This is a genomic window from Maribacter sp. ACAM166, assembly GCF_005771495.1.
GTDB lineage: Bacteria > Bacteroidota > Bacteroidia > Flavobacteriales > Flavobacteriaceae > Maribacter.
Window position 1 is genome coordinate 1 of record NZ_VAUW01000033.1, and the last position, 23305, is coordinate 23305.

Sequence of the window (23305 nt, forward strand, 5' to 3'; positions counted from 1 at the left end):
GTATGCCTGCAGATATTACATTGTCTGGAAAAATCATCCCGCGTCTGACAAGCCGTATGATTACATCTTGAACATTTAAATGCTGTTCTGGACTTGGTCGAAGCTAGATATTCCTTACAATCATTATCCGTTTTGAAGCGATCAGAGAACTCTAGAAGATTTTGACCTTTAAATATGTCCATAATAGTATATATTTACTGACAGTTAAAATAAGTACCTAACTTGACACCTCTAAATAAATATTTTGTTCAATTCCTTTGATGAATAATTTTCTATCCTTTTGAAATAAGCCCGTTTTACGCCTCGTTTTTTGTCAACTTCTACTGCCACAACAATCTTCTTCTTTTTACTATCATTGCTTCTTCCTTGTTTAAGGTCTTCTTTCCCTCCATACACAAACTCATCTACAAATACTTGACCCATCATAGGTTGCGATTCACTACTCTTCATTGCTATGCGGACTTTATGCATGAATAACCAAGCCGTTTGTCTGCTGATAGATATGCGCCTTGCCATCTGTGATGATGATACACTTTTGGTAGCTACACTCATCTCAAACACTATGATAAAAGCTTTGCGCAATCCAAATCTAACTCTGTGGAATAAGGTATTTGCCGTTGGGCTTTCTATATGATGACACCTATTACAATCTCTTGCGAAATTAGCTTTGCGAACTATAAACTTTTTATGGCTACATTTTACACAACTATAACCACCATGCCATTTGATTCTAGATAAATATTTCAAACAATCTAAATCAGTAGTATATACATTAAAAAAATCAACAATACTCTCACTTTTAAATGACTCCATAAATCTATTTGTTTGCCAATTAAAGATAAGTGTTTATGTAGACACCTCTAAATATTTATTTAAGATTACTATTAGATTTTTGCGGAAATTTTATTTATCTGTTTTACTTTCCGTTTATTTAACAAACATTTAAATGGACTTACTATGCAAGGAGTAATTATTGTTACCGTGAAAGAACCTGAATTAAGTGATATTGGTAAGTGATAATATGATTGCAAAAAAACTATAATCTAATTTAAAACCTTAGTAAAATGAAAAAATCATTATTAGCTTTATCTGTTCTGACTGTTGTATTTGGATGTAATGTGCAAAAACTACCTAATAATGATAATACAGACAGTGCTCTTGGCCATTTTATATCCAATAAAAAGAATGCCACAAGAATAGCTATCATGGTTGGTGGTGGAGCCTCCCATGATTTCTTAAATCTTTTTGGGATTATAGATGGTGCAATTTTGTATGGTAATGGTCGGAACACTGTTATTTATACTGAGGATCTAGAGGAATTGAGTGCTCTGATACCTGTAGTCGACGTGTTGATGTTGTCCAATAACAAGCCTTTGGATGATAATTTAAAAAATGTCATTTTCGAGGAAGTGAATTTTGGTAAATTAAACCTATTGATTAACCACCCCAGCAATTGGTATAATTGGAAGGATTGGCCCCAATACAACCAACAATTGGTTGGGGGAGGATCAGAATCTCATGAAAAGTTACAGGAATTCGAGGTAACTGTGGTAAAGCCTGATCATCCATTAATGAACGGCGTCCCACCATTCCGTATAGTTGACGAACTTTATAGGTGGAAAAAGGATGCTATGGCTAACGTAGAGGTGCTCGCAGTAGGCCGAGGATTGGAATCAGGTGAGGAATTTCCGGTTATATGGACGGTAAAGCACCCGAAAGTAAAGATAGTAGGTAGTACCTTGGGGCACGATGAGCGTGCACACGATCTTGAGACTTACCGAACTATTTTGAAGAACAGTTAGGACTGGGTCAAGAAAAAATAACTCAACTAGGTTGTTTTTACAATTTGAAAATTAAACCTTCATCTAATTTTTGTTGATATTTTATTGCATCAAATTGATATAAAAATGAACCTTTTCTGGAGCTAGACATATCCTTTTCATATAATTTGTCTAAGATATTAAGAGTATTTACTTTGTTGATAAAGTTTCTTTTGTCTAGTTTTTTATCTAAAATAGATTCATACAAATTTTGAAGTTGTCGCATTGTGAATTTTTCAGGTAGTAACTCAAAACCAATAGGTTTGGTTAATGCGCGGCGCTTTAGCCTTCTGATGGCATCTTCCACCATTTCATTATGATCAAAAACCAATTGTGGCGACTTTTTTAGATTAAACCATTGCGCGGCATCTATTTGAATGCCATCAAAACTATGTGAAGCTACATCTATTAGAGCAAAATATGCAACGGAAATTGTTCTTTGTCCAGGATCCCTATCAATTTTGCTATATGTGTTTAGTTGTTCCAAATAAACATGTTGTAGACCCGTGAGCCTCTGTAAAACACGGATTGCAGCAGTATCTAAATTTTCACTTTTCTTTAAAAATCCGCCTATTAAAGACCATCTGTTTTTTTGAGGTTCAATATCACGTTTAACCAATAGAATTTTTAAATTCTTTTTGTCAAAGCCAAAAATTATGCAATCAACAGCTAACAAGACCTGATCTTCCTTTGAGTAATATTGCAGTTCCTTAGCATCTTCTTCTTTAGATGCTAATTTAATAAGTGGCTTCATTACGTTAGAATTTTGATTTGATTTAAGATTTAAATGTCGGCGACAAAAATACTATTTAATTAGGAAATACTTCAATGCTAAGAGTTTTTGTGTTTTTAACACAACTTTTTTAAAAAATATAAATCTTTAGTTATATTTGTATGTGTGTAAGATACACTTATAAAATGATTAATTTTATTTTGCGTTTAAATACATTTGTTTATGATGAAAATGGGACATTGAATTTCTGTAGACCAAGTCAAATAACTTGTGTAGTAATAGATCATAATAAGAGGAAGAATATTCCATTAAATCTAGTAAATCGTAAAGTGTTGGGATTTACCCTGATAAAGTTCAAAATCTATGGTGTCTGAATCAAGACAAACATGAATTTTTTTTGTATCATAAAAATAAAATTTCGGCTAAAAAGCAACTATTTGCTTGTTAATAAATTTTAGTTTGTAAGGTTTTGTAAAGTATGGTTGAAGAATATTTTAACTGAGTAGTTTGTTGGTATTTTAAGTATTTAAATATGAAAATAAATAAGTTATTCACTGATGTAATCCTCTGTTATTGTTGCTTTGGAATTGTCAGTATAGCTGCTCAAGATGGTGATCAAATTTTAGATGGAATTGGTGAAACCGATTTGATTGCTCGTTATGTGTTTGACGGAGATGTAAAAGATTGGTCACGTAATAATTTACACGCTAATACCCATGAATCTAAAGTGGAGTATTTAGTTGATCCTAAGTTTGGTAAAGTGCTTTCTTTACCTGAAGATGCAAACGCTTATGTTTCAATTCCAGTTGAAACCTTGTCGGGAGAGGAATCCATTTCTATTTCAGGATGGATTAATATGCGTTCCAAGCAAAGCGGACAGTTATTTTTCGATTTTAGAAATAGCCCAAATTCACATTTTTTTGTTGCACCATTAGGCACTGCTAACATAATGCGATTTCAGGCAGAAATTACTACCCAATCTGGGAGTGTATATAGGGCTGATTCACCAGCTTTAGAAGCAGGTAAATGGAATCATGTAGCTTTCGTTGTTGATGTTTCTTCAAGAGCGGTAAGCATATATGTTAATGGCTCGGTGGTTAACGATACACAGAATGTAGAATTGGAGCAATTATTTTACAATGGAACAGGTCAAAAGAATTCTTTTTACATTGGTAAGTCATTTTTACCAGACCAGCCATATCTAAACGGTATGTTGCATGACTTTAGAATTTACCGGGTTCCTTTAAATAAGGAGCAAATTACAACCATTTATAAAAGTGTTTTAAACGATGCAGAGACAGTTGTGGTGGAAAAGGAAAAACCGGCGGATGATCTCCCTGTATTTTCTAGTAATACCCCGCAGTTGTATAATCGATACCTGACCCATGTTTTAGATATTGAGATGGAAACTATGCTAGGCCATCTCCCTCAGTTGCCACGCTACTTGCAAGGAGAATATAGAGATGGTTTTGAAGGTCCTATGGTCAGGGTGCTGTGGCCAGCTCCTACGGATAATGGCGAAGTTCTTAAATCAGGTAAGTTTATAATAACTGGGAGTGTTGCTGGTACAGATATACAACCTCGAGCAATTATAAAAGTAAAAGATAACAGTAAGTATAGTACACCCAATCGTAAATTGGAGGTTTTCAATCTGCATGAGGTTTTGTTGAACCCCGATTTCTATGGGCAGGACACAAAATTCATAGAAAACCGTGATAAGTTTATATCTACACTTGCCAAGACTAATCCGGATTCTTTCCTGTATATGTTTCGTAATGCATATGGTCAGGAACAACCTGAGGGAGCAGAACCACTAGGCGTATGGGATTCTCAAGAAACAAAATTGCGCGGGCATGCAACAGGGCATTATTTAACAGCAATAGCTCAGGCATACGCTAGCACCGATTATGATAAATCGCTACAAGCTAATTTCGCAGATAAGATGGAGGTTATGGTAAATACACTATACAAATTATCCCAGATGTCCGGAAAGCCTCAGCTACAAAGAGGAACCTTTGTTTCAGATCCAACCAGCGTATCGTCGGGATCTGATAGAGAAGACTTCGATTCGGATTTGAGCGAAAAAGGTATCCGTACCGATTATTGGAATTGGGGTGAAGGTTATATCAGTGCCTATCCTCCAGATCAATTTATCATGTTAGAGAGGGGAGCAACCTATGGTGGGCAGAACACTCAAATATGGGCTCCCTACTATACCTTGCATAAGATTTTGGCTGGGTTAATGGATATTTATGAAGTTAGTGGTAATCAAAAGGCACTAGAAGTTGCCAAAGGTATGGGGAGCTGGGTGCACGCGCGTATGAAGCTATTGCCTACTGAAACATTCATTAGTATGTGGGATACATACATAGCTGGAGAATATGGTGGAATGAATGAGTCTATGGCAAGACTTTCTCGGTTAACAAACATGCCACATTATTTGGAAACGGCAAAGTTGTTCGATAATATCAAAATGTTTTTTGGCGATTCAGTACATTCCCATGGCTTAGCTAAAAATGTAGACACTTTTAGAGGACTACATGCAAACCAGCACATCCCTCAAATCATAGGGGCCCTCGAAACATACCGAGATTCCAAAATACCAGAATACTATCAGGTTGCGGATAATTTTTGGAACAAAGCCGTAAACGATTATATGTTTAGTATTGGCGGAGTTGCCGGAGCACGTAATCCTACCAATGCGGAATGCTTTACCAGTGAGCCTGCAACGCTCTACGAAAATGGATTCTCTTCTGGAGGACAGAATGAAACCTGCGCTACTTATAATATGTTAAAACTAACCAGAAACCTTTTTCTATATGATCAGAGAGGTGAATTGATGGATTATTATGAACGCGGACTTTACAATCACATCTTTGCATCCGTTGCAGATGATAGTTCTGCCAATACCTATCATGTATCTTTAAGACCTGGTTCTGTCAAACAGTTCAGCAATCCCGATATGAAGGGTTTTACTTGTTGTAACGGCACTGCAATAGAAAGCAATACCAAACTTCAGAATTCTATTTACTTTAGAAGTGCCGATAATAGTGCTTTGTATATAAACTTATATGTTCCTTCAACATTAAAATGGACAGAAAGAAATGTGGTGATTGAGCAAACAACCGCATTCCCATATGAGGACAATACACGTTTAATGATTAAGGGTAGTGGAAAATTTGATATTAATGTTCGTGTTCCTCAATGGGCAACCGAAGGTTTTTACGTAATGATAAATGGTAAAAAGGAAAATGTACAGGTACGACCGGGAAGTTACCTGACATTGCGTCGAAAATGGAAAGACGGAGATACCATTGAGCTTCGCATGCCATTTCAATTTCATTTAAACCCGGTGATGGATCAGCAAAATATTGTCAGTCTATTTTACGGCCCCGTCCTATTAGCGGCACAGGAGTCTGAACCCCGGAAAGGTTGGCGAAAGATAACGCTAGATGCTTTCGATATTGGTAAATCCATTTTAGGTAATCCTAAGGAATTAGTATTTAATATAGACGGAGTTGTTTTTAAACCTTTCTATGAAACCTACGGGCGGCATTCGGTTTATCTCGATGTTACCTTAAAATAATTGTTGATTTTTTTGTAGAGCAAACACTTAGAATTCCAGTTTGTTTTTTCGAATATTCCTAGGAAATATATTTAGGTTAATCAATTGATAAAATATTAAGAAGCTACTTAAACCTAGACTCTGAAATGAATTACTGCCTTTTTGAGGCTTGTACATTATTAAAAAATATGATAAGTAAGGATATGAAAATAAATAATTTAGTTTGTCTACTTGTTTTGATGTTTTTTAGCTCTTCCGTAGAGGCGCAGAAATATTGGGACAATATCAATACTAAGGAATCTACCTTAGGTATCTCGGAAGTATTCCAAACATTTGACACCGAAGATTTTAAATTAAAAGTGGTTAGGGCCTCCCAAACAGTAGCAGCTTTAGGACCCAATGCAAATCCTGACTTTGATTTTACTCCTGGGGATAGATTGGAAAAGCGTGATAAGGACAGCCTTTACCACCTTGGAGATATTAATTTAAGAATTAGGGAAGGAAATGGTAAGTGGAAGGGTTACTCCACTGCCCATAAAAGAATGGAGGTTATACCCTTACAACCTTATGGTAACATACTAGCGGCTGCCGACCTATCAAATACATTACCGAAGGATATTCCAGTTAATTTACAGCGTTATTATGAGTTGGATGATGGAGATTTAGTCTTGCGGTTTAGAATTACGAATACTCAAAGTCAATCTATAGAAATTGGTGCATTAGGAGTGCCGATGGTTTTTAATAATATTTTAGAGGGGAACTCCTTAGATGAAGCCCATGCACAAAATGTTTTTTTTGACCCCTATATTGGTAAAGATGCTGGCTATTTGGAAGTAAAGCGACTTAGCGGAAATGGTCCTGCACTTCTTGTATTGCCTAAAGAAAATATGGCTTTTGAAGCATACAGGCCCTTGTTGGATGGGCTCACGCCAAGAAGTACTGTATTTGAAGGATTTCACGAATGGATGGTCTATTCCAAAGCGTATTCGGAACAGGAGTGGAAAGGAATAAGCCAATGGAACGAGCCTAGCTCATTGGTTTTGTCCCCGAATGAATCTAAGGACTTTGCTTTGAAAATTGTACTCAGCGACGGAATAAAGGATATCCCAAAAACCTTAATTAAAGAAGAACGCCCGGTCGCTACGGCAATTCCTGGTTATATTCTACCAATGGATGTAAATGGTCAGCTTTTTTTAAACTATCTTTTTGATGTAGATAAAATTAATGTAGAACCTAAAGGAGCCCTTATAGTAACGAAAAACAGTCAAACTGCTACAAATTTAAAAAAATACAGTGTTCAAGGAAAAAAGTGGGGAGATGCTAGGATTACTATTATATACGAAGATGGGCTAGAACAAAGCATACATTATAAAGTCATAAAGTCGGAAACCGAAGTTGTCAAGGATTTTGGGCATTTCCTCACTACAGAACAGTGGTTTGATGATGCTACCGATATTTTTGGAAGAAGCCCTTCTGTAATAACCTACGATTACGAAAAGCAAGAACAGGTAAGGCAAGATGGAAGAGCTTGGATAGGCGGGCTTAGCGATGAAGGAGGGGCTGGAAGTTGGCTGGGTGCCATCATGAAACAATTGATACAACCAGAAAAGGCCGAAATCGATAAGTTACAACGGTTCGTAGAAGAAACATTATGGGGTGGGCTTCAACAGAGTGAAGGGCCAGATATGTATGGTGTTAGAAAAAGCCTGTTTTATTACGAACCGGATTCCTTGCCCAAAGGAACTTATGATAAGGATATAAATTTTACTACTTGGGCGGCTTGGAATCATAAAAATGCCAACGAATACGGGAGGTCTTACAATTATCCGCACGTCGCAGCTGCTTACATGGTAATGTATAGGTTATCTAGATATTATAAGAATCTTGTGGATTCTAGGTCATGGGAATGGTATTTAAAAAATGCGTATCACACAAGCGTAGCTATGGTTGAAAAAGCTCCTTATTATGCGCAATTTGGGCAAATGGAAGGCTCTGTATTTTTATTGATCTTACAAGATCTTAAAAATGAAAATTACACCGAAATGGCTTCTGATCTTGAAAGGAGAATGAAAGAAAGAGCTGACCATTGGCGTGCATTAGAATACCCATTTGGAAGTGAAATGCCCTGGGATTCCACTGGTCAGGAAGAAGTTTATATGTGGTCTGATTATTTTGGCTATGATGAAAAAGCTTTGGTAACCTTAAAGGCTATTTTAGCATATATGCCAAATATTCCACATTGGGCTTATAATGGAAATGCCCGTCGATATTGGGATTTTTTGTATGCCGGTAAAGCAGGGGAAACATCAAGGGTAGAACGTCAGATACATCATTACGGATCTTCGTTGAACGCCATACCGGTATTACAGCACTACAGAGAGCATCCAGATGATTTTTATTTATTACAAGTGGGATATGGTGGATTGTTGGGAGGTATTGCGAATATAACCCAAGACGGTTTCGGCCCGGCCGCATTTCACTCGTTTCCATCCTCACTGAAAATAGATGGAATTTCGGGTGATTATGGCTCTGGATTTTATGGATATGCCGTGAATTCCGGAAGTTATCTTTTTGAGCATGAAGATTTTGGATGGCTTGCTTTTGGTGGAAACCTTACTATGAGCGAAGGTGTGGTAACCGCAGAAATAACTACGGCAGCAAGGTCTAAAGTATATATTGCTTCGAAAAAATTATGGCTTACATTGGATGCTGGAAAATTTGATAAAGTTATATTCAATACCAGAACTGACGAAGTTACAGTTGTTTTAGATGGTAAAACAAAGTATACACCTAATGCGTATTTAAGAATCGATACTGATACGGAGTTACCCTTTAAGAAAGTAAGGGGAGCTTATGAAATTCCTTTGAGTGATAAAAAGATTCATATAAAGATTTAGGAGGAGAATATAAAAAATCAGGTATTAGAATTTTGTTTGAGTTAGTTGAAAGGCAAGGACAGCTAACCAGTTAGTTGTCTTTGCTTTTATTTACAAGACTAACATAGCATAATCAGTTTAACAAATATAAAAAGTTATATATATGTAGTTTTAATCTTGTTGCAACGCGGTTCAGCTTAAGTTTTGGAAATTAAGAGTGTTTTACCGAAATGAAAGTTTTTCACACTAACAATTAAGCTCGACATATGTTTTAATATAAAGCTCAGTTTCCGATTTTAAAATAAAATAAAATACAAAAATATGAAGACAAAACGTCATTTAGTATTTCTCTTAAATATTTTGATATGTGCGATATGTATGAGCCAGACTGATAGTAAATACGTGATACCGCCTAAAGTAGACCTTCAGGCTTTTCCTTTTGATTTGAAAGATGTTCGTATCTCATCGGGAAATTTATTTGATAATGCAATGGAGCTTAATGCGAAATATCTGCTGACTTTAGATGCGGACCGTTTACTTCATCGGTGGAGAAAAAATTCTGGTTTAGAACCCAAAGCTCCTCTTTATGATGGATGGGAACAAAACTCATCACATATGCTCGGGCATTACCTTTCCGCCTGCGCATTAATGTATGCTGCGTCAGGAGAACAAATTTTTTTGGATAAAACAAATTATGTTGTGGATGAGTTAGCTGCATGTCAAGAAGCTAGGGGCACAGGTTATGTTGGTGGTGTACCTGATGAAGATAGAATTTGGAACGAGGTAGCTTCAGGAAATATAAAATCTTCCGGATTTGATTTAAATGGTGGATGGGTTCCATGGTATATGATCCACAAAGCGTGGGATGGTTTAATAGACGCCTATTTGTTATGTGATAATGAAAAAGCTAAAAGAATCGTTGTTCTAATGTCGGACTGGGCTTATGACAAATTCAAAAACCTTTCGGAAGAAAATTTCCAGCTTATGCTAGAAGCTGAGTTTGGTGGAATGAATGAGTCTTTGGCAAAGGTGTACGAAATAACCGGAGATAAAAAATACTTAAATCTTGCTTACCGTTTTGAGCATAAAAAAGTAATTGACCCGCTAGCTGATAAGCAAAATAATTTAGGTGGATTACATGCAAATACTCAAATACCTAAAATTTTAGGTAATGCAAAACTCTATGAACTTACAAACAGCAAACGTGACTCTGCCGTTGCTCATTATTTCTGGGATACAGTTATAGACCATCATTCATATGCAAACGGCGGTAATAGTAATTTTGAGTATTTTTCGCAACCTGATAAACTTTTTAATCAACTAAGTACCAATACTTCAGAAACATGTAACACTTACAATATGCTAAAATTAAGTGAGTACTTGTTTGAATGGGCACCTTCAGCCAAGTACATGGACTATTATGAAAGTGCTTTATACAACCATATTTTAGCATCGCAGAACCCCGAAACAGGTATGTTTTCCTATTATTTAACTTTGCAATCGGGCACCGAAAAAGAATTCAGTACACCTTACGATTCTTTTTGGTGTTGCGTTGGGACTGGTATAGAAAATCATGCTAAATATGGTAAAAGTATTTATCATAAAGGACATAACGGCAGTTTGTATGTCAATCTATTTGTTCCTTCAGTTTTAACTTGGAACCAAAAAAATATAATAATCAAACAAGAAACCAAATATCCAGAATCTGAAAAAATTGAGCTGACTATTGAGAAAGGTGACTCTAAATTCCCGATTCATATTCGCCATCCTGGTTGGGCAACCGGAGGAATGCAGATAAAAGTCAATAACACATTGTTTAGACATAATTCTCTGCCAAGTAGTTATATTACAATTGATAGAAATTGGAAAAAAGGAGATAAGATAGAAATTAATATACCAATGGACGTTTATACTAAAAAATTGCCTGGAGCTGAAAATAGTTTCGCATTATTTTACGGGCCTACATTAATGTCCGGAGGCTTAGGAAAGGAAGAGTTAAGCACGCTTGCACTTCCTGTGCTGGTTACCGAAGACAAACCAGTCAGCGAATGGATAACGAGAACTAGCGACACTAGTTTTTCTTTTCAAACTAACAAAATTGGAAGACCTAAAGATTTAAAAATAATCCCATTATATAGTATGTACGACCAAAAGCAGATAGTTTATTGGGATAGTTTCTCTAAAGAGAAATGGGGAAACCAAAAGGATGCCTATGAAGCCGAACTAATGAGAATTGAGGATACTGAGAAACGTACTGTGGATTTAATGCGTTTAGGGGAAATGCAGCCCGAAAGAGACCATAATCTACAGGGGGAAAGTACAGGCGTAGGAGAATATGCAGGCACAGGTAGAAAATATAGGGATGCTCCTAATGGTGGGTGGTTTTCTTTTGAATTAAAATGTGATCCGAATGCATCTCTAGATTTGTATAGTACTTATAATGGAAGCGATGGAGGGAAACGAAAATTTGACATTCTCGTGGATGATCGGTTGATAGCAACCGAACATTTGAAAGCTGAAAAACCGAGAGAGTTTATCGATTGCAAATATCCTATTCCTTTTGATTTAACCAAGGGTAAAGAATTTATTACTGTTACGTTTAAAGCGCACAAAGATAATATTGCAGGAGCTGTTTATGGTTGTAAACTTGTTCTAAGAAAAGATTAAATTTAGGCTAATTCAATCGAAGGAAAGACAATATGAGTTACGGCATACAGATTTGCCCATAAATGTGGAAATAGAAATCAGTCTAATTTTTAAGTGTAAGTAGCACACTTTAATTTAATTTTATTATCTTTCATACGGTAATTAAAATTTCTGTAAAAAGCAATATAATAAAACAGGCAGCTATTTAAATAGCTGCCAATATATAACTGATTCCTGTGTTATCATGCCAATTTTAAAAAAAGAGATAAAAAGATGAAAAGATACTTTATCGGATTGGATTATGGTACAGATTCTGTTCGTGCGGTTTTGGTGGATTCGGATAACGGTTCGGAAATAGCAACTGAAGTGTTTTGGTATCCACGCTGGAAAAATCAAGAATTTTGTGATGCATCTATAAATCAATTCCGACAGCACCCTTTAGATCATATTGAAGGACTAGAACTCACAATAAAGTCAGTAGTTGTTCATAGTAAGATCAATCCTAAATCAATTAAAGGAATTTGTATAGATACTACAGGTTCTTCACCAATTCCGGTAACTGCTAAAGGCACTCCTTTGGCCTTTGAGGTTGGTTTTGAAAATAATGCCAATGCGATGATGGTCCTTTGGAAAGACCATACAGCAATTAAAGAAGCCAAAGAAATCAACGAATTAGTTTCCAATTGGGATGGTACGGATTTTATTAAATATGAAGGAGGTGTTTATTCTTCAGAATGGTTTTGGGCAAAAATCTTACACATAATTCGTGCAGATATAGATGTTAAAAAACAGGCATTTACATGGATGGAGCATTGCGACTTTATGACGTTTCTATTGATTGGAAATAAGGATTTAAAATCCTTTAAGCGTAGTCGTTGCGCAGCAGGCCATAAGGCAATGTGGCATGAGAGTTGGAATGGATTGCCATCTGTGAAATTTTTAGCTCAGTTAGATCCATATCTCGCCGAACTTCGAAATAGATTATATAATCAAACCTTTACTTCCGATCAGGTCGCAGGTAACTTAAGTACCGATTGGGCAGGAAGGTTAGGACTCACCACAGACACTATTATAGCCGTAGGGACATTTGATGCGCATGCTGGTGCCGTTGGGACCAAAATTGAAGAACATGCTCTGGTGCGGGTTATGGGTACTTCAACGTGCGATATTATGGTATCCCCAAAAGATGTCATCGGTTCCAACCCTATTTCGGGTATATGTGGGCAAGTAAATGGATCGGTCATTCCTGGTCTAGTGGGATTAGAGGCCGGCCAATCTGGATTTGGAGATGTTTTGGCATGGTTCAAAGACGTCTTGTCATGGCCGATAGATACTTTAGTGTTGTCGTCCAATATTCTCGACGACCAACAAAAAATGAAATTAGAAAAAGAAATAGATGATAACTTTATTCGGAAATTGAGTAATGAAGCTGAAAATCTGCCTTTGACAGAGAGTATTCCAATAGCTTTAGATTGGATAAATGGTAGAAGAACGCCTGATGCAAATCAAGAACTGAAAAGTGCAATCAGTAATTTATCGTTAGGGAGCAAAGCTCCACATATTTTTAAGGCATTGGTTCATGCAATTTGCTTTGGAGCTAAAAAGATTGTTGACAGGCTTGAAGAAGAGGGTGTCAGAATTGATAAGGTAATAGGAATAGGCGGTGTGGCCAGAAAATCTTCATTTATTATGCAAACTTTGGCTAATGTATTAAATATGCCAATCAAAATTTCCGCATCGGACCAGACTCCGGCATTAGGTGCCGCTATTTATGCGGCTGTAGCTGCAGGTGTTTATCCCGATGTGATTACCGCTGCTCAAAAAATGGGAAGCGATTTTGAGGCTGAGTATGTTCCTATACAGGAACAGGTAGAGCAACTATTACCCGAAATAGAAGCATATAATTCTTTGTGTTCTTTTATTGAACTCAATTCTAAAAAGTAGTTTTTATGACTTCTAAATACACGTCATTAAAAAGGGAATGTTACGAGGCTAATATGCAATTAAATGCATTAGGATTGGTTGTGCATACCTTTGGCAACGTTAGTGCATTGGATAGGAAAAATGCTGTTTTTGCCATAAAGCCAAGTGGAGTCGCCTATTCTGATTTAAAGCCTAAAGACATCGTGATAGTAGACTATGACAATACTATTATTGAGGGTAAAATGAGGCCATCCTCGGATACTAAAACACATTCCTATCTTTATAAAAACTGGGAAACTATTGGAGGCATAGCCCATACGCATGCAACGTATTCTGTAGCTTGGGCACAGGCTCAAAAGGATATTCCTATTTTGGGAACTACTCACGCCGATCACTTAACAGTGGACATTCCTTGTGCTCCACCCATGAAAGATGTGCTGATAAAAGGGAATTACGAACACAATACGGGCGCTCAAATCTTGGAGTGTTTTAAAAATAGACAACTATCGCATACGGAAGTAGAAATGATATTGATAGGAAGCCATGGCCCATTTGCTTGGGGAAAGGATGCTACAAAAGCTGTATATAATAGTAAAGTACTTGAGGTAATTGCTCAAATGGCATTTATTACTTTACAAATAAATCCTGATGCTCAGAAATTAAAAGATTCGTTAATTAAAAAACATTATGAACGTAAACATGGTAAGAATGCTTACTACGGACAGTAAACGATAATCAGAATGACAGACCAATCAAAAAAGGAAATATGGTTCATTACTGGTAGCCAAAATCTATATGGTGATGAAATATTAAAGGAGGTTGCAAAAAATTCGCAAGAAATTACCATAGGATTTTGTGAATCTAGACATCTACCTGTAAAAATTGTTTGTAAACCTACCTTAAAGTCATCCGAGGAAATCATTACGATTTGTAATGAGGCCAATAGCAGTAAAGATTGTATTGGAATTATTGCGTGGATGCATACGTTTTCACCAGCTAAAATGTGGATTACAGGCTTACGTATTTTAAACAAACCTATTTGCCACCTTCACACCCAATTCAACGCGGAAATTCCATGGAAAACAATAGATATGGATTTTATGAATCTAAACCAATCTGCACATGGCGATAGAGAATTTGGATTTATAATGTCCCGGATGCGAAAAAAGCGAAAAATCGTTGTCGGCCATTGGCAAACGGATGGGGTTCAAATGAAATTAGGCGTTTGGTCACGAGTAGTCTTAGGATGGAACGAATTGCAAAATTTGAAAGTAGCCCGAATTGGCGACAACATGCGCGAAGTTGCGGTTACTGAGGGTGATAAAGTAGAAGCGCAGATACGTTTTGGGTTTTCGGTCAATGGTTATGATATGTCCGATGTGGAGGAACACATAAACAACGTGACTGATGATGAATTAGATCAAGTTTTAAAGGAGTACGAAGAGGTCTATGTGCTCACACCATCACTTAAAAAAGATGGGGACAGGAGAAATTCCTTGATAGATGCCGCAAAGATTGAGTTGGGCCTGAGGTCCTTTTTGGAAAAAGGAGGATTTAATGCGTTTACAACTACTTTTGAAAGTTTAGGAGAACTCAAACAACTTCCAGGACTTGCGGTACAAAGACTTATGGCAGATGGGTATGGTTTTGGAGCCGAAGGCGACTGGAAAACTGCAGCTATGTTAAGAGCAGTAAAGGTGATGAATATAGGTTTAGAAGGAGGCACTTCATTTATGGAGGATTACACGTGCCATTTTGCCCCACAAAAATCATACGTTCTGGGCTCTCATATGCTAGAAATTTGCCCCTCTATCACGAATTCTAAGGCAACTTGCGAAGTTCATCCCTTAGGAATCGGAGGTAAGGAAGATCCTGTGAGACTTGTCTTTACCGCATCGGAAGGAAATTCAGTTAATATATCATTGATTGATATAGGCAATAGGTTTAGGCTTGTCGTAAATGAAGTAGAAGCGGTAAAGCCTACCGAAGATTTGCCAAAATTACCCGTTGCGCGAGTTTTATGGGATCCAAAACCAAATTTAGAGGTCGCAGCTACGACTTGGATGTTGGCGGGAGGCGCTCATCATACTGTATATAGCCAGGCAATCACAACAGAATATATGGAGGATTTTGCAGATATTGCAGGGATTGAATTATTGGTAATTGATGAAAACACCAGAATACGCGATTTTAAAGATAGAATGAATGCTAATGAAGCATATTATCAACTTTACCAACATGGATTATAATTAACCGATTCAAATATAAAACGATGCATAAATCCACCTCTTTTATTTACACAGTTATCTTTTTGATTTTTGTTTTAATACATGTTCAATGTAAAGAAGAGCAAAAAAACGAAAAAAGGAGTTTAAAGGATAGCCTTTTGAAAACCACAATGGTTACAATTCAAAAAGCTGATTATGGCACAACTTCGGATAATAAATGTGTTGAAATCTATACCTTGAAAAATCAAAAAGGGATGGAGGTTAAGATAATCACTTATGGTGGGATTATAACATCGTTAAAGGCTCCAGATAGAAATAATGGTTATGACGATATTATTTTAGGTTACGATTCCCTCTCTCAATACATCAGCGGCAGCCCCTATTTTGGAGCCATAATTGGCAGATATGGAAATAGAATTGCGAAAGGTAAATTTAGTTTAGATGGCACTTCTTACAGTTTATCGACTAATGATGGACAAAACCATTTACATGGAGGTGAGAAAGGTTTAGATAAGGTAGTGTGGGATGCTGCTATCGAACAAAATGATAGGACGGCTGCTTTAAAATTGAACTATTTAAGTAGGAATATGGAGGAGGGTTATCCAGGAAATCTGAATACAACTGTTACCTATTCCTTGAGCAATGACAATACTTTGGATATTCTTTACGAAGCGACTACTGATATAAAAACGGTGGTAAATCTTACACAACATTCTTACTTTAATTTATCGGCTAATTTTTCAAACGATATTTTGAAACACGAGGTTACCATTTATGCCGATTCATTTCTTCCGGTTGATGCCACGCTAATACCTAATGGTGACTTAAAAAACGTAACAGGAACTCCCTTTGATTTTAGGGAGGCAAAAGCGATTGGAAAAGAGATTGAGGAGGCAAATGATCAGCTAGAAAAAGGGTTGGGTTATGACCATTGCTGGGTATTGAACAACCAGAATGAAGGTGTTAGGTTAGCCGCATCGGCATATGAGCCTGAATCTGGAAGGATGTTGGAGATTTTTACGGACCAGCCTGGAATACAGTTTTACTCTGGAAACTTTTTAGATAATACGTTGCCAACTAAACAAGGAGGTACGTATGCACAAAGAACAGGTTTTTGTTTAGAAACTCAACATTATCCTGATTCTCCAAACCAAGCTAGCTTTCCGTCAACAACCTTAAATCCTGGAGAAAAATACGAAACACGAACTTCGCTTAGATTTACGGCAAAATAGCCTGTCATAAACCTTGATTACTACAAAATATTTTAAAAATAACTTAACCAACTAATTCGTACAGGATGATATCGTTTGTGTCTTTTACATTACTAGTGGCTATTATAGCTTGGTGGTCCACAAGGAAAACGGATGAAAAATCTTCTGATGGTTATTTTTTGGGCGGAAGAAGTTTAACAGGGCCAGTGATTGCCGGCTCACTATTGCTTACTAACCTCTCCACCGAACAGATTGTAGGTATGAATGGGGTTTCTTTTAGAGATGGAATCCCAATCATGGCGTATGAAGTGATTGCCGCAATTGCGATGGTTTTTACCGCATTTGTTTTACTGCCTAAATACCTAAAAAGTGGTATTGCGACCATCCCACAGTTTTTAGAAAAAAGGTTTGGTAAATCGACAAAAACTATTGTCTCGTTACTTTTTCTTTTAGGATATGCAATTTCTATGTTGCCAACTGTTTTGTATTCCGGAGCATTAGCTATAAATACTATGTTTGATATTCCTCAGGCGATAGGCATGGGTCCTGAGCAGGCACTTTGGGTTACGGTTTGGGCAATTGGTGTCTTTGGTAGTATTTATGCCATTTTCGGAGGTTTAAAAGCCGTTGCTGTCTCAGATTCTATTAATGCTATAGGTTTAATTATTGGGGGGTCTTTAATACCGATTTTTGGGTTAATGAAAATAGGCGACGGTAATTTTTTTAGAGGTTTTAAGACCTTAACTACTGCGCTTCCAGAGAAATTTAACATTATCGGTGGACCAGAGTCCGATGTACCATTTTGGACGCTCTTTACTGGGATGATAATTGTTAATTTTTACTATTGGGGAACCAATCAAGCCATCATCCAAAGAGCACTTGGTGCAAAAAATTTACGGGAAGGTCAAAAAGGTCTTTTATTAGCAGCATTTATTAAGATATTGGGTCCTTTTATTGTTGTGCTGCCGGGTATAATCGCTTTTTATCTTTTTAATGGCGATTTGTCAAATGCGGACGAAGCGTATCCTATGGTTGTCAAAGCAGTACTTCCGGTCTCTTTTATTGGATTCTTTGCAGCGGTACTGTTCGGTGCTATTTTAAGTTCTTTCAATAGTGCATTAAATAGTTCGGTAACCTTGTTCGGTCTGGATTTCTATAAAGAATATATTAATAAAAACGCATCGGAAGGAAAAGTTGTTAAGGCGGGTAAAATATTTGGAGCTGTTTTAGCTTTATTTTCATTGGGGATAGCCCCTTTACTTTATGGTATTGAAGGTGGGATTTTTACATATCTTCAAGAATTGAATGGTACACATAGTGTACCTATTTTAGCCATCGTTATTGTGGGGATTTTTTCTAAACGTGTTTCTGGAAAAGCTGCTAATATTGCTATTTTATTTAGTGTAGTTACTTATCTCATCACACTATACGTAATCAAACCAGATATCAGTTTCTTACATCTTATGGGAATTTTATTTGTACTGACCATACTAATCATGTTTGTTGTCAGTCAATTTTCACCTAGAGCAACAGACTATATTCAGGAGTATACCAAACAAGTAGATATTACACCATGGAAATATTTAAAGCCGTTTGGTTATGCAGTAGTTATTATAGTTATAGGGCTATATATTTATTTGTCTTAAATTATTGGTAGATCGGCAAAGAATTTGGTATTCACATACTGGGTGTAAGGAATAAGATGCTAATTCATTTCAAGAAAATAAAGGACATTAGAATTAAAGAATAGATAGGAATTTCGAAAAGTAGCGAAAACCTTTCAATTCGAATAAGAGGATAAGGTTAGAGTAAAGAGTTAAAATTATTTTCAAAAGTTATGTTAGGTAAAAAAAACAATTTCGTAGCTGTAGTGTTTTTAGCGCTATTTGCTTTTACGATGACTGCGCAGAAAGTCGAAAAAACCAAGAGCTTAAGCTTATTAGATAAGCAAGAGATGTTAGATCGTCAATCATGGTGGGACAACATGGATTGGGAATGGTATAAGGAAAATATTCCGTTTTTTGATTCTCCGGAGACATTGCTAAACGCAACCTATTACTACCGATGGGAGGTACTTACAAAACATTTAATATATGGCTCACCAGAAGCTGGGTATACGTTTACAGAATTTATGGATCGTCCTGGCTGGTCTGGTACGTTTGGTGCTATAAGTTGTCCGCTCGGTTTTCAGTTTTCGGAAGTGCGGTGGTTGAAGAATCGTAGAGTAGTCCATGATTTTTCCAATTATTGGTTTAATGTTCCAGGAGCTGAGCCTAGAAGTTATAGTAATTGGTATGGAGATTCAATGTGGGATGTTTACAAAGTTTGGCAGGACAAAGAGTTTATTGAAATGGTGTATCCCCATATGAAACAACAATACGAAGGTTGGATTACAGATCGATACGATAGCGAACATGAAATGTTTAAATGGGATGGGATGCATGACGGCATGGAAAGCAATATTAACGGACGTCAAACTGAAAATTGGTTTGCTGGTGCAGAAGGTTATCGTCCAACACTAAACAGTTATCTATATGGGGACTTAGTTGCATTATCAAAAGCATCAGAATTACTAGGTTATAAGACCGAGGCCGAGGGATATCAGCAAAATGCTGAACATCTAAAAAAACGGATTAAAGAAGAGTTATGGGATACAAAAAGAAACTTTTTCTTCCATCAATGGTCGGTGGATAAAGAAGCAGGCCTTGTAAAGGCTGGCACTTTTCATGAGTGGCAGCCAAGTGCCAAGGATAGTATTAAAAAATATTCCTTAACATATGAAACAGGACTTTATAAGGGAAGTTTACACGGAAGGGAACTTATGGGATACGTTCCTTGGCAATTCAATATTCCTGATGAAAATCACAATATTGCTTGGCAATATTTAATGGATGAAAATTATTTTTGGTCAGAATATGGTCCCACAACAACCGAACAAGGCGACCCTCTATTTCACATTACCAAAAATTGCTGTGTCTGGAGCGGTAAGTCATGGCCCTTTGCCACTTCTCAAACATTAGAAGCAATGGCCAATGTTCTTAATAATTATGAGCAGGATTTTATAAATAAACAAGATTATTTGAAAGTACTTAGAACCTACAGTAAGACTCAGCAGCTGAATGGCCGCCCATACATTGCAGAAAGTGCAAACCCATTTACGGGTTCTTGGGACGGTTCAAACCACTATTACCATAGCGAACATTATTTTCATTCACAATATATAAATTTAATAATTACTGGTTTAGTTGGACTGCGTCCTAGATCAGATGACTTTATAGAAATAAATCCTCTTATTCCTGATAACTGGAATTACTTTGCCCTTGACGATGTAAACTATCACGGTCATAAACTTTCCATTTTATGGGATGAGGATGGAGAGAAATACAATAAAGGAAAGGGTTTAATGATTTTTTTGAATGGCGATAAAATTGATTCAACTGAAGTGATAGGTCATAGGGAAATAAAAATCCCATCTTCTCCTCCAGACGAAGATATTGTAAATGAACATAATTTTGCCGTTAATAACAGTACTGACTATTTTCCGCGATTAACCGCATCGTTTGCGAATCCAAAATATCCAGAATTTTACGCACAGGATGGTAATTATTGGTATCATAAAACCCCCGGAAATAGATGGACAAATGAGGGGGATACGAGCGAAGAAGTGTCTTTACAACTTGATTTTGGTATAGAAAGAACTATTAATAAAGTATCGTTGTACTTTCTAAATGATGGTAGTGGCGTTGAACCACCGATGGATTATGTCGTAAATTATTGGGAGAATGGCCAATGGAAGGAAATACCAAATCAAAAACGAAACTTTAACTTCCCAAATGGAAACCGCCAAAATGTAATTGAGTTCAGTTCGTTGACTACTACGAAAATAAAAGTTGGCATGCAGTCTAAACCAAACGCCTATGTGGGAATCACTGAAATTGAAGCTTGGGGAAATGAAGATTTGCCGCTCAAGAAAGCTACGTCCAAATCGCCCAATCTCGCTTATAATGAGGATGGTGCAGAGTACCCTAAATTATCGGCATCCTATACGTCTGAGTACGATCAACTCGCAGAACTCAACGATATGAAATGTGAATTAGTCACCCGTTCCAACAATCGTTGGACAACATATAACTCACCCAATAATGAAGATTGGGTAGTAATAGATTTTGGCACGAAAATGAATATAGACAAGTTAGACTTATATTTATATGACGATGGTCGCGGTATAAAAACTCCCAAATCATACGAAATTGAATATTGGTTAAATGGTAAATGGGTGAAAACTGAGATTGACTCTATAAACCCTAAGACTCCAACCGGAATGGCGGTTAACACAGTTCTAATTAAGCCGGTTATGACGGATAAAATAAGAATAGTTTTTGAACATAGTTTACCTGCATTTACGGGATTGTCAGAAGTAATGATTTGGGATACTAAAAATCGAATAAATTAACACTCCAACTTTTAAAAGATATTTAAGAAGTGAAAAATCCGTTTTCCTGTTAGAAACTTCTTTGGCTGTTCCCTGTTGGAAAAATGAAATGTATTCTAAGCCGTGACGCGAGAAACTCTTTTCATTAGAGTTTTACTTCAGTTTAGGATTAAAAATGTTTAATTAATAGATCGTATTGCAGTATTTAGGTTTGGAAAAATTTAATTGTCAAGTGACCATTATTTAACAATTTTAAGAAGAAATATTCTAATGTGGGATAATATAGAATTGCTTATCGGTTGTTATTTTACTAATTGATATAAATTCTAAGATAATTAAAGTAAAGCGGAAGACATCCTATTGGCATCCAAAAACGGTCACATAGAGACTTAAAATTCATTGTGATTTTAAAGTGAACCTTACTCGGGAAGGATTGAAATGAAATCTAAATCAGGATTAAATGAAGCAATTATTAGAGTCAAAACGACAATCGGTTTTATCGACTAGCAAACAAACTTTATTATCTTTATTAGGAATCTCACTCTTACTAGTTTTGTGTATTGGTTGTAGAATACCAAAATCTCCAGATAAAAAAAAATAGAGCAAGGACTTACATTTATTGTGGGCTCAGACCTTCATTTTGGCCATAGTGATAGCACTGTTGTTCGAAATAGAGCTACTGCTAAGGATATGGCTTCTATAATAGGCGCACAATTTCCAGATTCCTTTGTTAAAGATATTATTAAACCAGAATTCGTTGTGTTTACCGGGGATCTTACCGATAGCGGAAAACTGAACCAATGGAAGGACTTTGAATCTATGTATGGAATAAATGGTATAGGTAATTTTGCTATTCCGGTTTATGAGGGTTTTGGCAACCATGATGGACCAATTAAGGAATCCAAAAGAAGTCCGGTAAGAGAAGGAATTAAGTTTAGAAACATGAAACGAGATGGCCTTACCCGAATATCTGCTGACAGCCTGCATTATTCATGGGATTTGAACGGATTCCATTTTGTTAATTTAAATAGTTATCCTGGAAATGATTGGGATTCATCTTGTGAGTGGTGTCATTATTTTGAGGATGGTTTTCGTGAGCCCTCAAATAGTTTAGACTTTTTAGAAGAGGATTTAGAGAAATCTGTTGGAACTAGTGGCCGTCCTGTTATTCTATTCTTTCATTATGGTTTTGATGACTGGGGAAATAAATGGTGGTCGCTTCGAGAACAAGAGGCCTTCTACGAAGTGATAGAAGAATATAATATTACCGCAATTTTTCACGGCCATACTTATGGGTTTGATTATTATAAATAGCGAAACATACCGGTATGGTGTGTAGGCACAACGCAATACGAGACGGGTAAAGGGGAATACCTAGTGGTTCGTTTAAAGGATAAAGAAATTTTGGCTTTGGAGAGAACTGGAAATCAATGGGGTAAAGTATACCATGATTCCTACGTAAAAAAAATCGAGTAATTTAAATCCAAGATGGGGTTTTAAAGTATTGATATCCAATTTAGTAATATTTGATTTCTAGATTATTATAAATTGCAGCCACTAATACTATTAGCTTCTTTAAACTAGTAAGACTTTCAGGTCCCCATTATCAAATCTAAAAATGATAGAGTCAACTGCAAGTAAATCTTTATCAGTTTTGTTGTAGGTGTTAAAATTTATGGGTGATTAGCAATTTTAAGCATGATTTTTTTGCAAATATAGAATTATTATAAGTTTTAGTTTTTTTTAGTAAGTTTCTTATTATCTGAACAGTTAGTTCCATGAGTAAATCTAATTATGAATAATTATTCATAGGCTTACAGTATAAATCTAAACCAAGATCATCACTTATTTAGGGTTCTAAGTTCAATTTT

12 protein-coding genes and 2 pseudogenes are annotated in these 23305 nt (G+C 36.4%); 11 read left to right on the forward strand and 3 right to left on the reverse strand.

Annotated elements, in window-relative coordinates:
• Together ES765_RS16905 and ES765_RS16910 are read right to left on the reverse strand one after the other, a co-directional pair.
• Positions 1–182: pseudogene (locus ES765_RS16905) on the reverse strand (IS1595 family transposase); the annotation flags it as partial.
• A 55-nt stretch (positions 183–237) separates the two neighbouring features.
• Positions 238–813 (reverse strand): annotated as a pseudogene (locus ES765_RS16910) (IS1595 family transposase); the annotation flags it as partial.
• Between the two features lie 251 nt (positions 814–1064).
• On the opposite strand from ES765_RS16910, the gene ES765_RS16915 reads away from it, so the two are divergent.
• The gene (locus ES765_RS16915) at positions 1065–1802 is read left to right on the forward strand and encodes a ThuA domain-containing protein (RefSeq protein ID WP_138115529.1); all 738 of its coding nucleotides are present in this window, start codon (positions 1065–1067) and stop codon (positions 1800–1802) included.
• A gap of 37 nt (positions 1803–1839) precedes the next feature.
• Here the strand turns inward: ES765_RS16915 and ES765_RS16920 are convergent, their stop codons facing one another.
• Entirely contained in the window at positions 1840–2574 is a 735-nt protein-coding gene (locus tag ES765_RS16920) for an NUDIX hydrolase (RefSeq protein ID WP_138115530.1), read from the reverse strand.
• A 511-nt stretch (positions 2575–3085) separates the two neighbouring features.
• On the opposite strand from ES765_RS16920, the gene ES765_RS16925 reads away from it, so the two are divergent.
• The 10 genes from ES765_RS16925 (at position 3086) to ES765_RS16970 (ending at position 22748) form a co-directional block, all read left to right on the forward strand.
• Positions 3086–6139, forward strand: coding sequence for a beta-L-arabinofuranosidase domain-containing protein (locus ES765_RS16925; protein ID WP_138115531.1), 3054 nt, complete (start codon positions 3086–3088; stop codon positions 6137–6139).
• 167 nt (positions 6140–6306) lie between these two features.
• On the forward strand, positions 6307–9015 hold the full coding sequence (locus ES765_RS16930) for a DUF5695 domain-containing protein (RefSeq protein WP_138115532.1): 2709 nt from the start codon (positions 6307–6309) through the stop codon (positions 9013–9015).
• A 300-nt stretch (positions 9016–9315) separates the two neighbouring features.
• Positions 9316–11661, forward strand: a complete 2346-nt coding sequence (locus ES765_RS16935; protein WP_138115533.1) for a glycoside hydrolase family 127 protein — start codon at positions 9316–9318, stop codon at positions 11659–11661.
• A 252-nt stretch (positions 11662–11913) separates the two neighbouring features.
• Entirely contained in the window at positions 11914–13584 is a 1671-nt protein-coding gene (locus ES765_RS16940; protein WP_138115534.1) for a ribulokinase, read from the forward strand.
• Between the two features lie 5 nt (positions 13585–13589).
• On the forward strand, positions 13590–14291 hold the full coding sequence (locus ES765_RS16945; protein ID WP_138115535.1) for an L-ribulose-5-phosphate 4-epimerase: 702 nt from the start codon (positions 13590–13592) through the stop codon (positions 14289–14291).
• A 12-nt stretch (positions 14292–14303) separates the two neighbouring features.
• Positions 14304–15812 carry an L-arabinose isomerase gene (gene araA / locus ES765_RS16950; RefSeq protein ID WP_138115536.1) on the forward strand — a complete coding sequence of 503 codons (1509 nt, stop codon included), beginning with the start codon at positions 14304–14306 and terminating at the stop codon, positions 15810–15812.
• 23 nt (positions 15813–15835) lie between these two features.
• Positions 15836–17023 carry an aldose epimerase family protein gene (locus ES765_RS16955; RefSeq protein ID WP_138115537.1) on the forward strand — a complete coding sequence of 396 codons (1188 nt, stop codon included), beginning with the start codon at positions 15836–15838 and terminating at the stop codon, positions 17021–17023.
• A gap of 65 nt (positions 17024–17088) precedes the next feature.
• Positions 17089–18648 (forward strand): solute:sodium symporter family transporter, encoded by a 1560-nt coding sequence (locus ES765_RS16960; RefSeq protein ID WP_138115538.1) that lies wholly within the window; start codon positions 17089–17091, stop codon positions 18646–18648.
• Between the two features lie 191 nt (positions 18649–18839).
• On the forward strand, positions 18840–21455 hold the full coding sequence (locus tag ES765_RS16965) for an MGH1-like glycoside hydrolase domain-containing protein (RefSeq protein ID WP_138115539.1): 2616 nt from the start codon (positions 18840–18842) through the stop codon (positions 21453–21455).
• 600 nt (positions 21456–22055) lie between these two features.
• Positions 22056–22748 carry a metallophosphoesterase gene (locus tag ES765_RS16970; RefSeq protein WP_171017342.1) on the forward strand — a complete coding sequence of 231 codons (693 nt, stop codon included), beginning with the start codon at positions 22056–22058 and terminating at the stop codon, positions 22746–22748.
• The last annotated feature ends 557 nt before the right edge of the window (positions 22749–23305 follow it).

Bases quoted from the DNA above. Each gene is read 5' to 3' on its own strand.
- ES765_RS16945 (WP_138115535.1), top strand. From the start codon at position 13,590: ATGACTTCTAAATACACGTCATTAAAAAGGGAATGTTACGAGGCTAAT.
- ES765_RS16935 (WP_138115533.1), top strand. From the start codon at position 9,316: ATGAAGACAAAACGTCATTTAGTATTTCTCTTAAATATTTTGATATGT.
- ES765_RS16920 (WP_138115530.1), bottom strand. From the start codon at position 2,574: ATGAAGCCACTTATTAAATTAGCATCTAAAGAAGAAGATGCTAAGGAA.
- araA (WP_138115536.1), top strand. From the start codon at position 14,304: ATGACAGACCAATCAAAAAAGGAAATATGGTTCATTACTGGTAGCCAA.
- ES765_RS16965 (WP_138115539.1), top strand. From the start codon at position 18,840: ATGTTAGGTAAAAAAAACAATTTCGTAGCTGTAGTGTTTTTAGCGCTA.
- ES765_RS16915 (WP_138115529.1), top strand. From the start codon at position 1,065: ATGAAAAAATCATTATTAGCTTTATCTGTTCTGACTGTTGTATTTGGA.
- ES765_RS16930 (WP_138115532.1), top strand. From the start codon at position 6,307: ATGATAAGTAAGGATATGAAAATAAATAATTTAGTTTGTCTACTTGTT.
- ES765_RS16955 (WP_138115537.1), top strand. From the start codon at position 15,836: ATGCATAAATCCACCTCTTTTATTTACACAGTTATCTTTTTGATTTTT.
- ES765_RS16925 (WP_138115531.1), top strand. From the start codon at position 3,086: ATGAAAATAAATAAGTTATTCACTGATGTAATCCTCTGTTATTGTTGC.
- ES765_RS16960 (WP_138115538.1), top strand. From the start codon at position 17,089: ATGATATCGTTTGTGTCTTTTACATTACTAGTGGCTATTATAGCTTGG.
- ES765_RS16940 (WP_138115534.1), top strand. From the start codon at position 11,914: ATGAAAAGATACTTTATCGGATTGGATTATGGTACAGATTCTGTTCGT.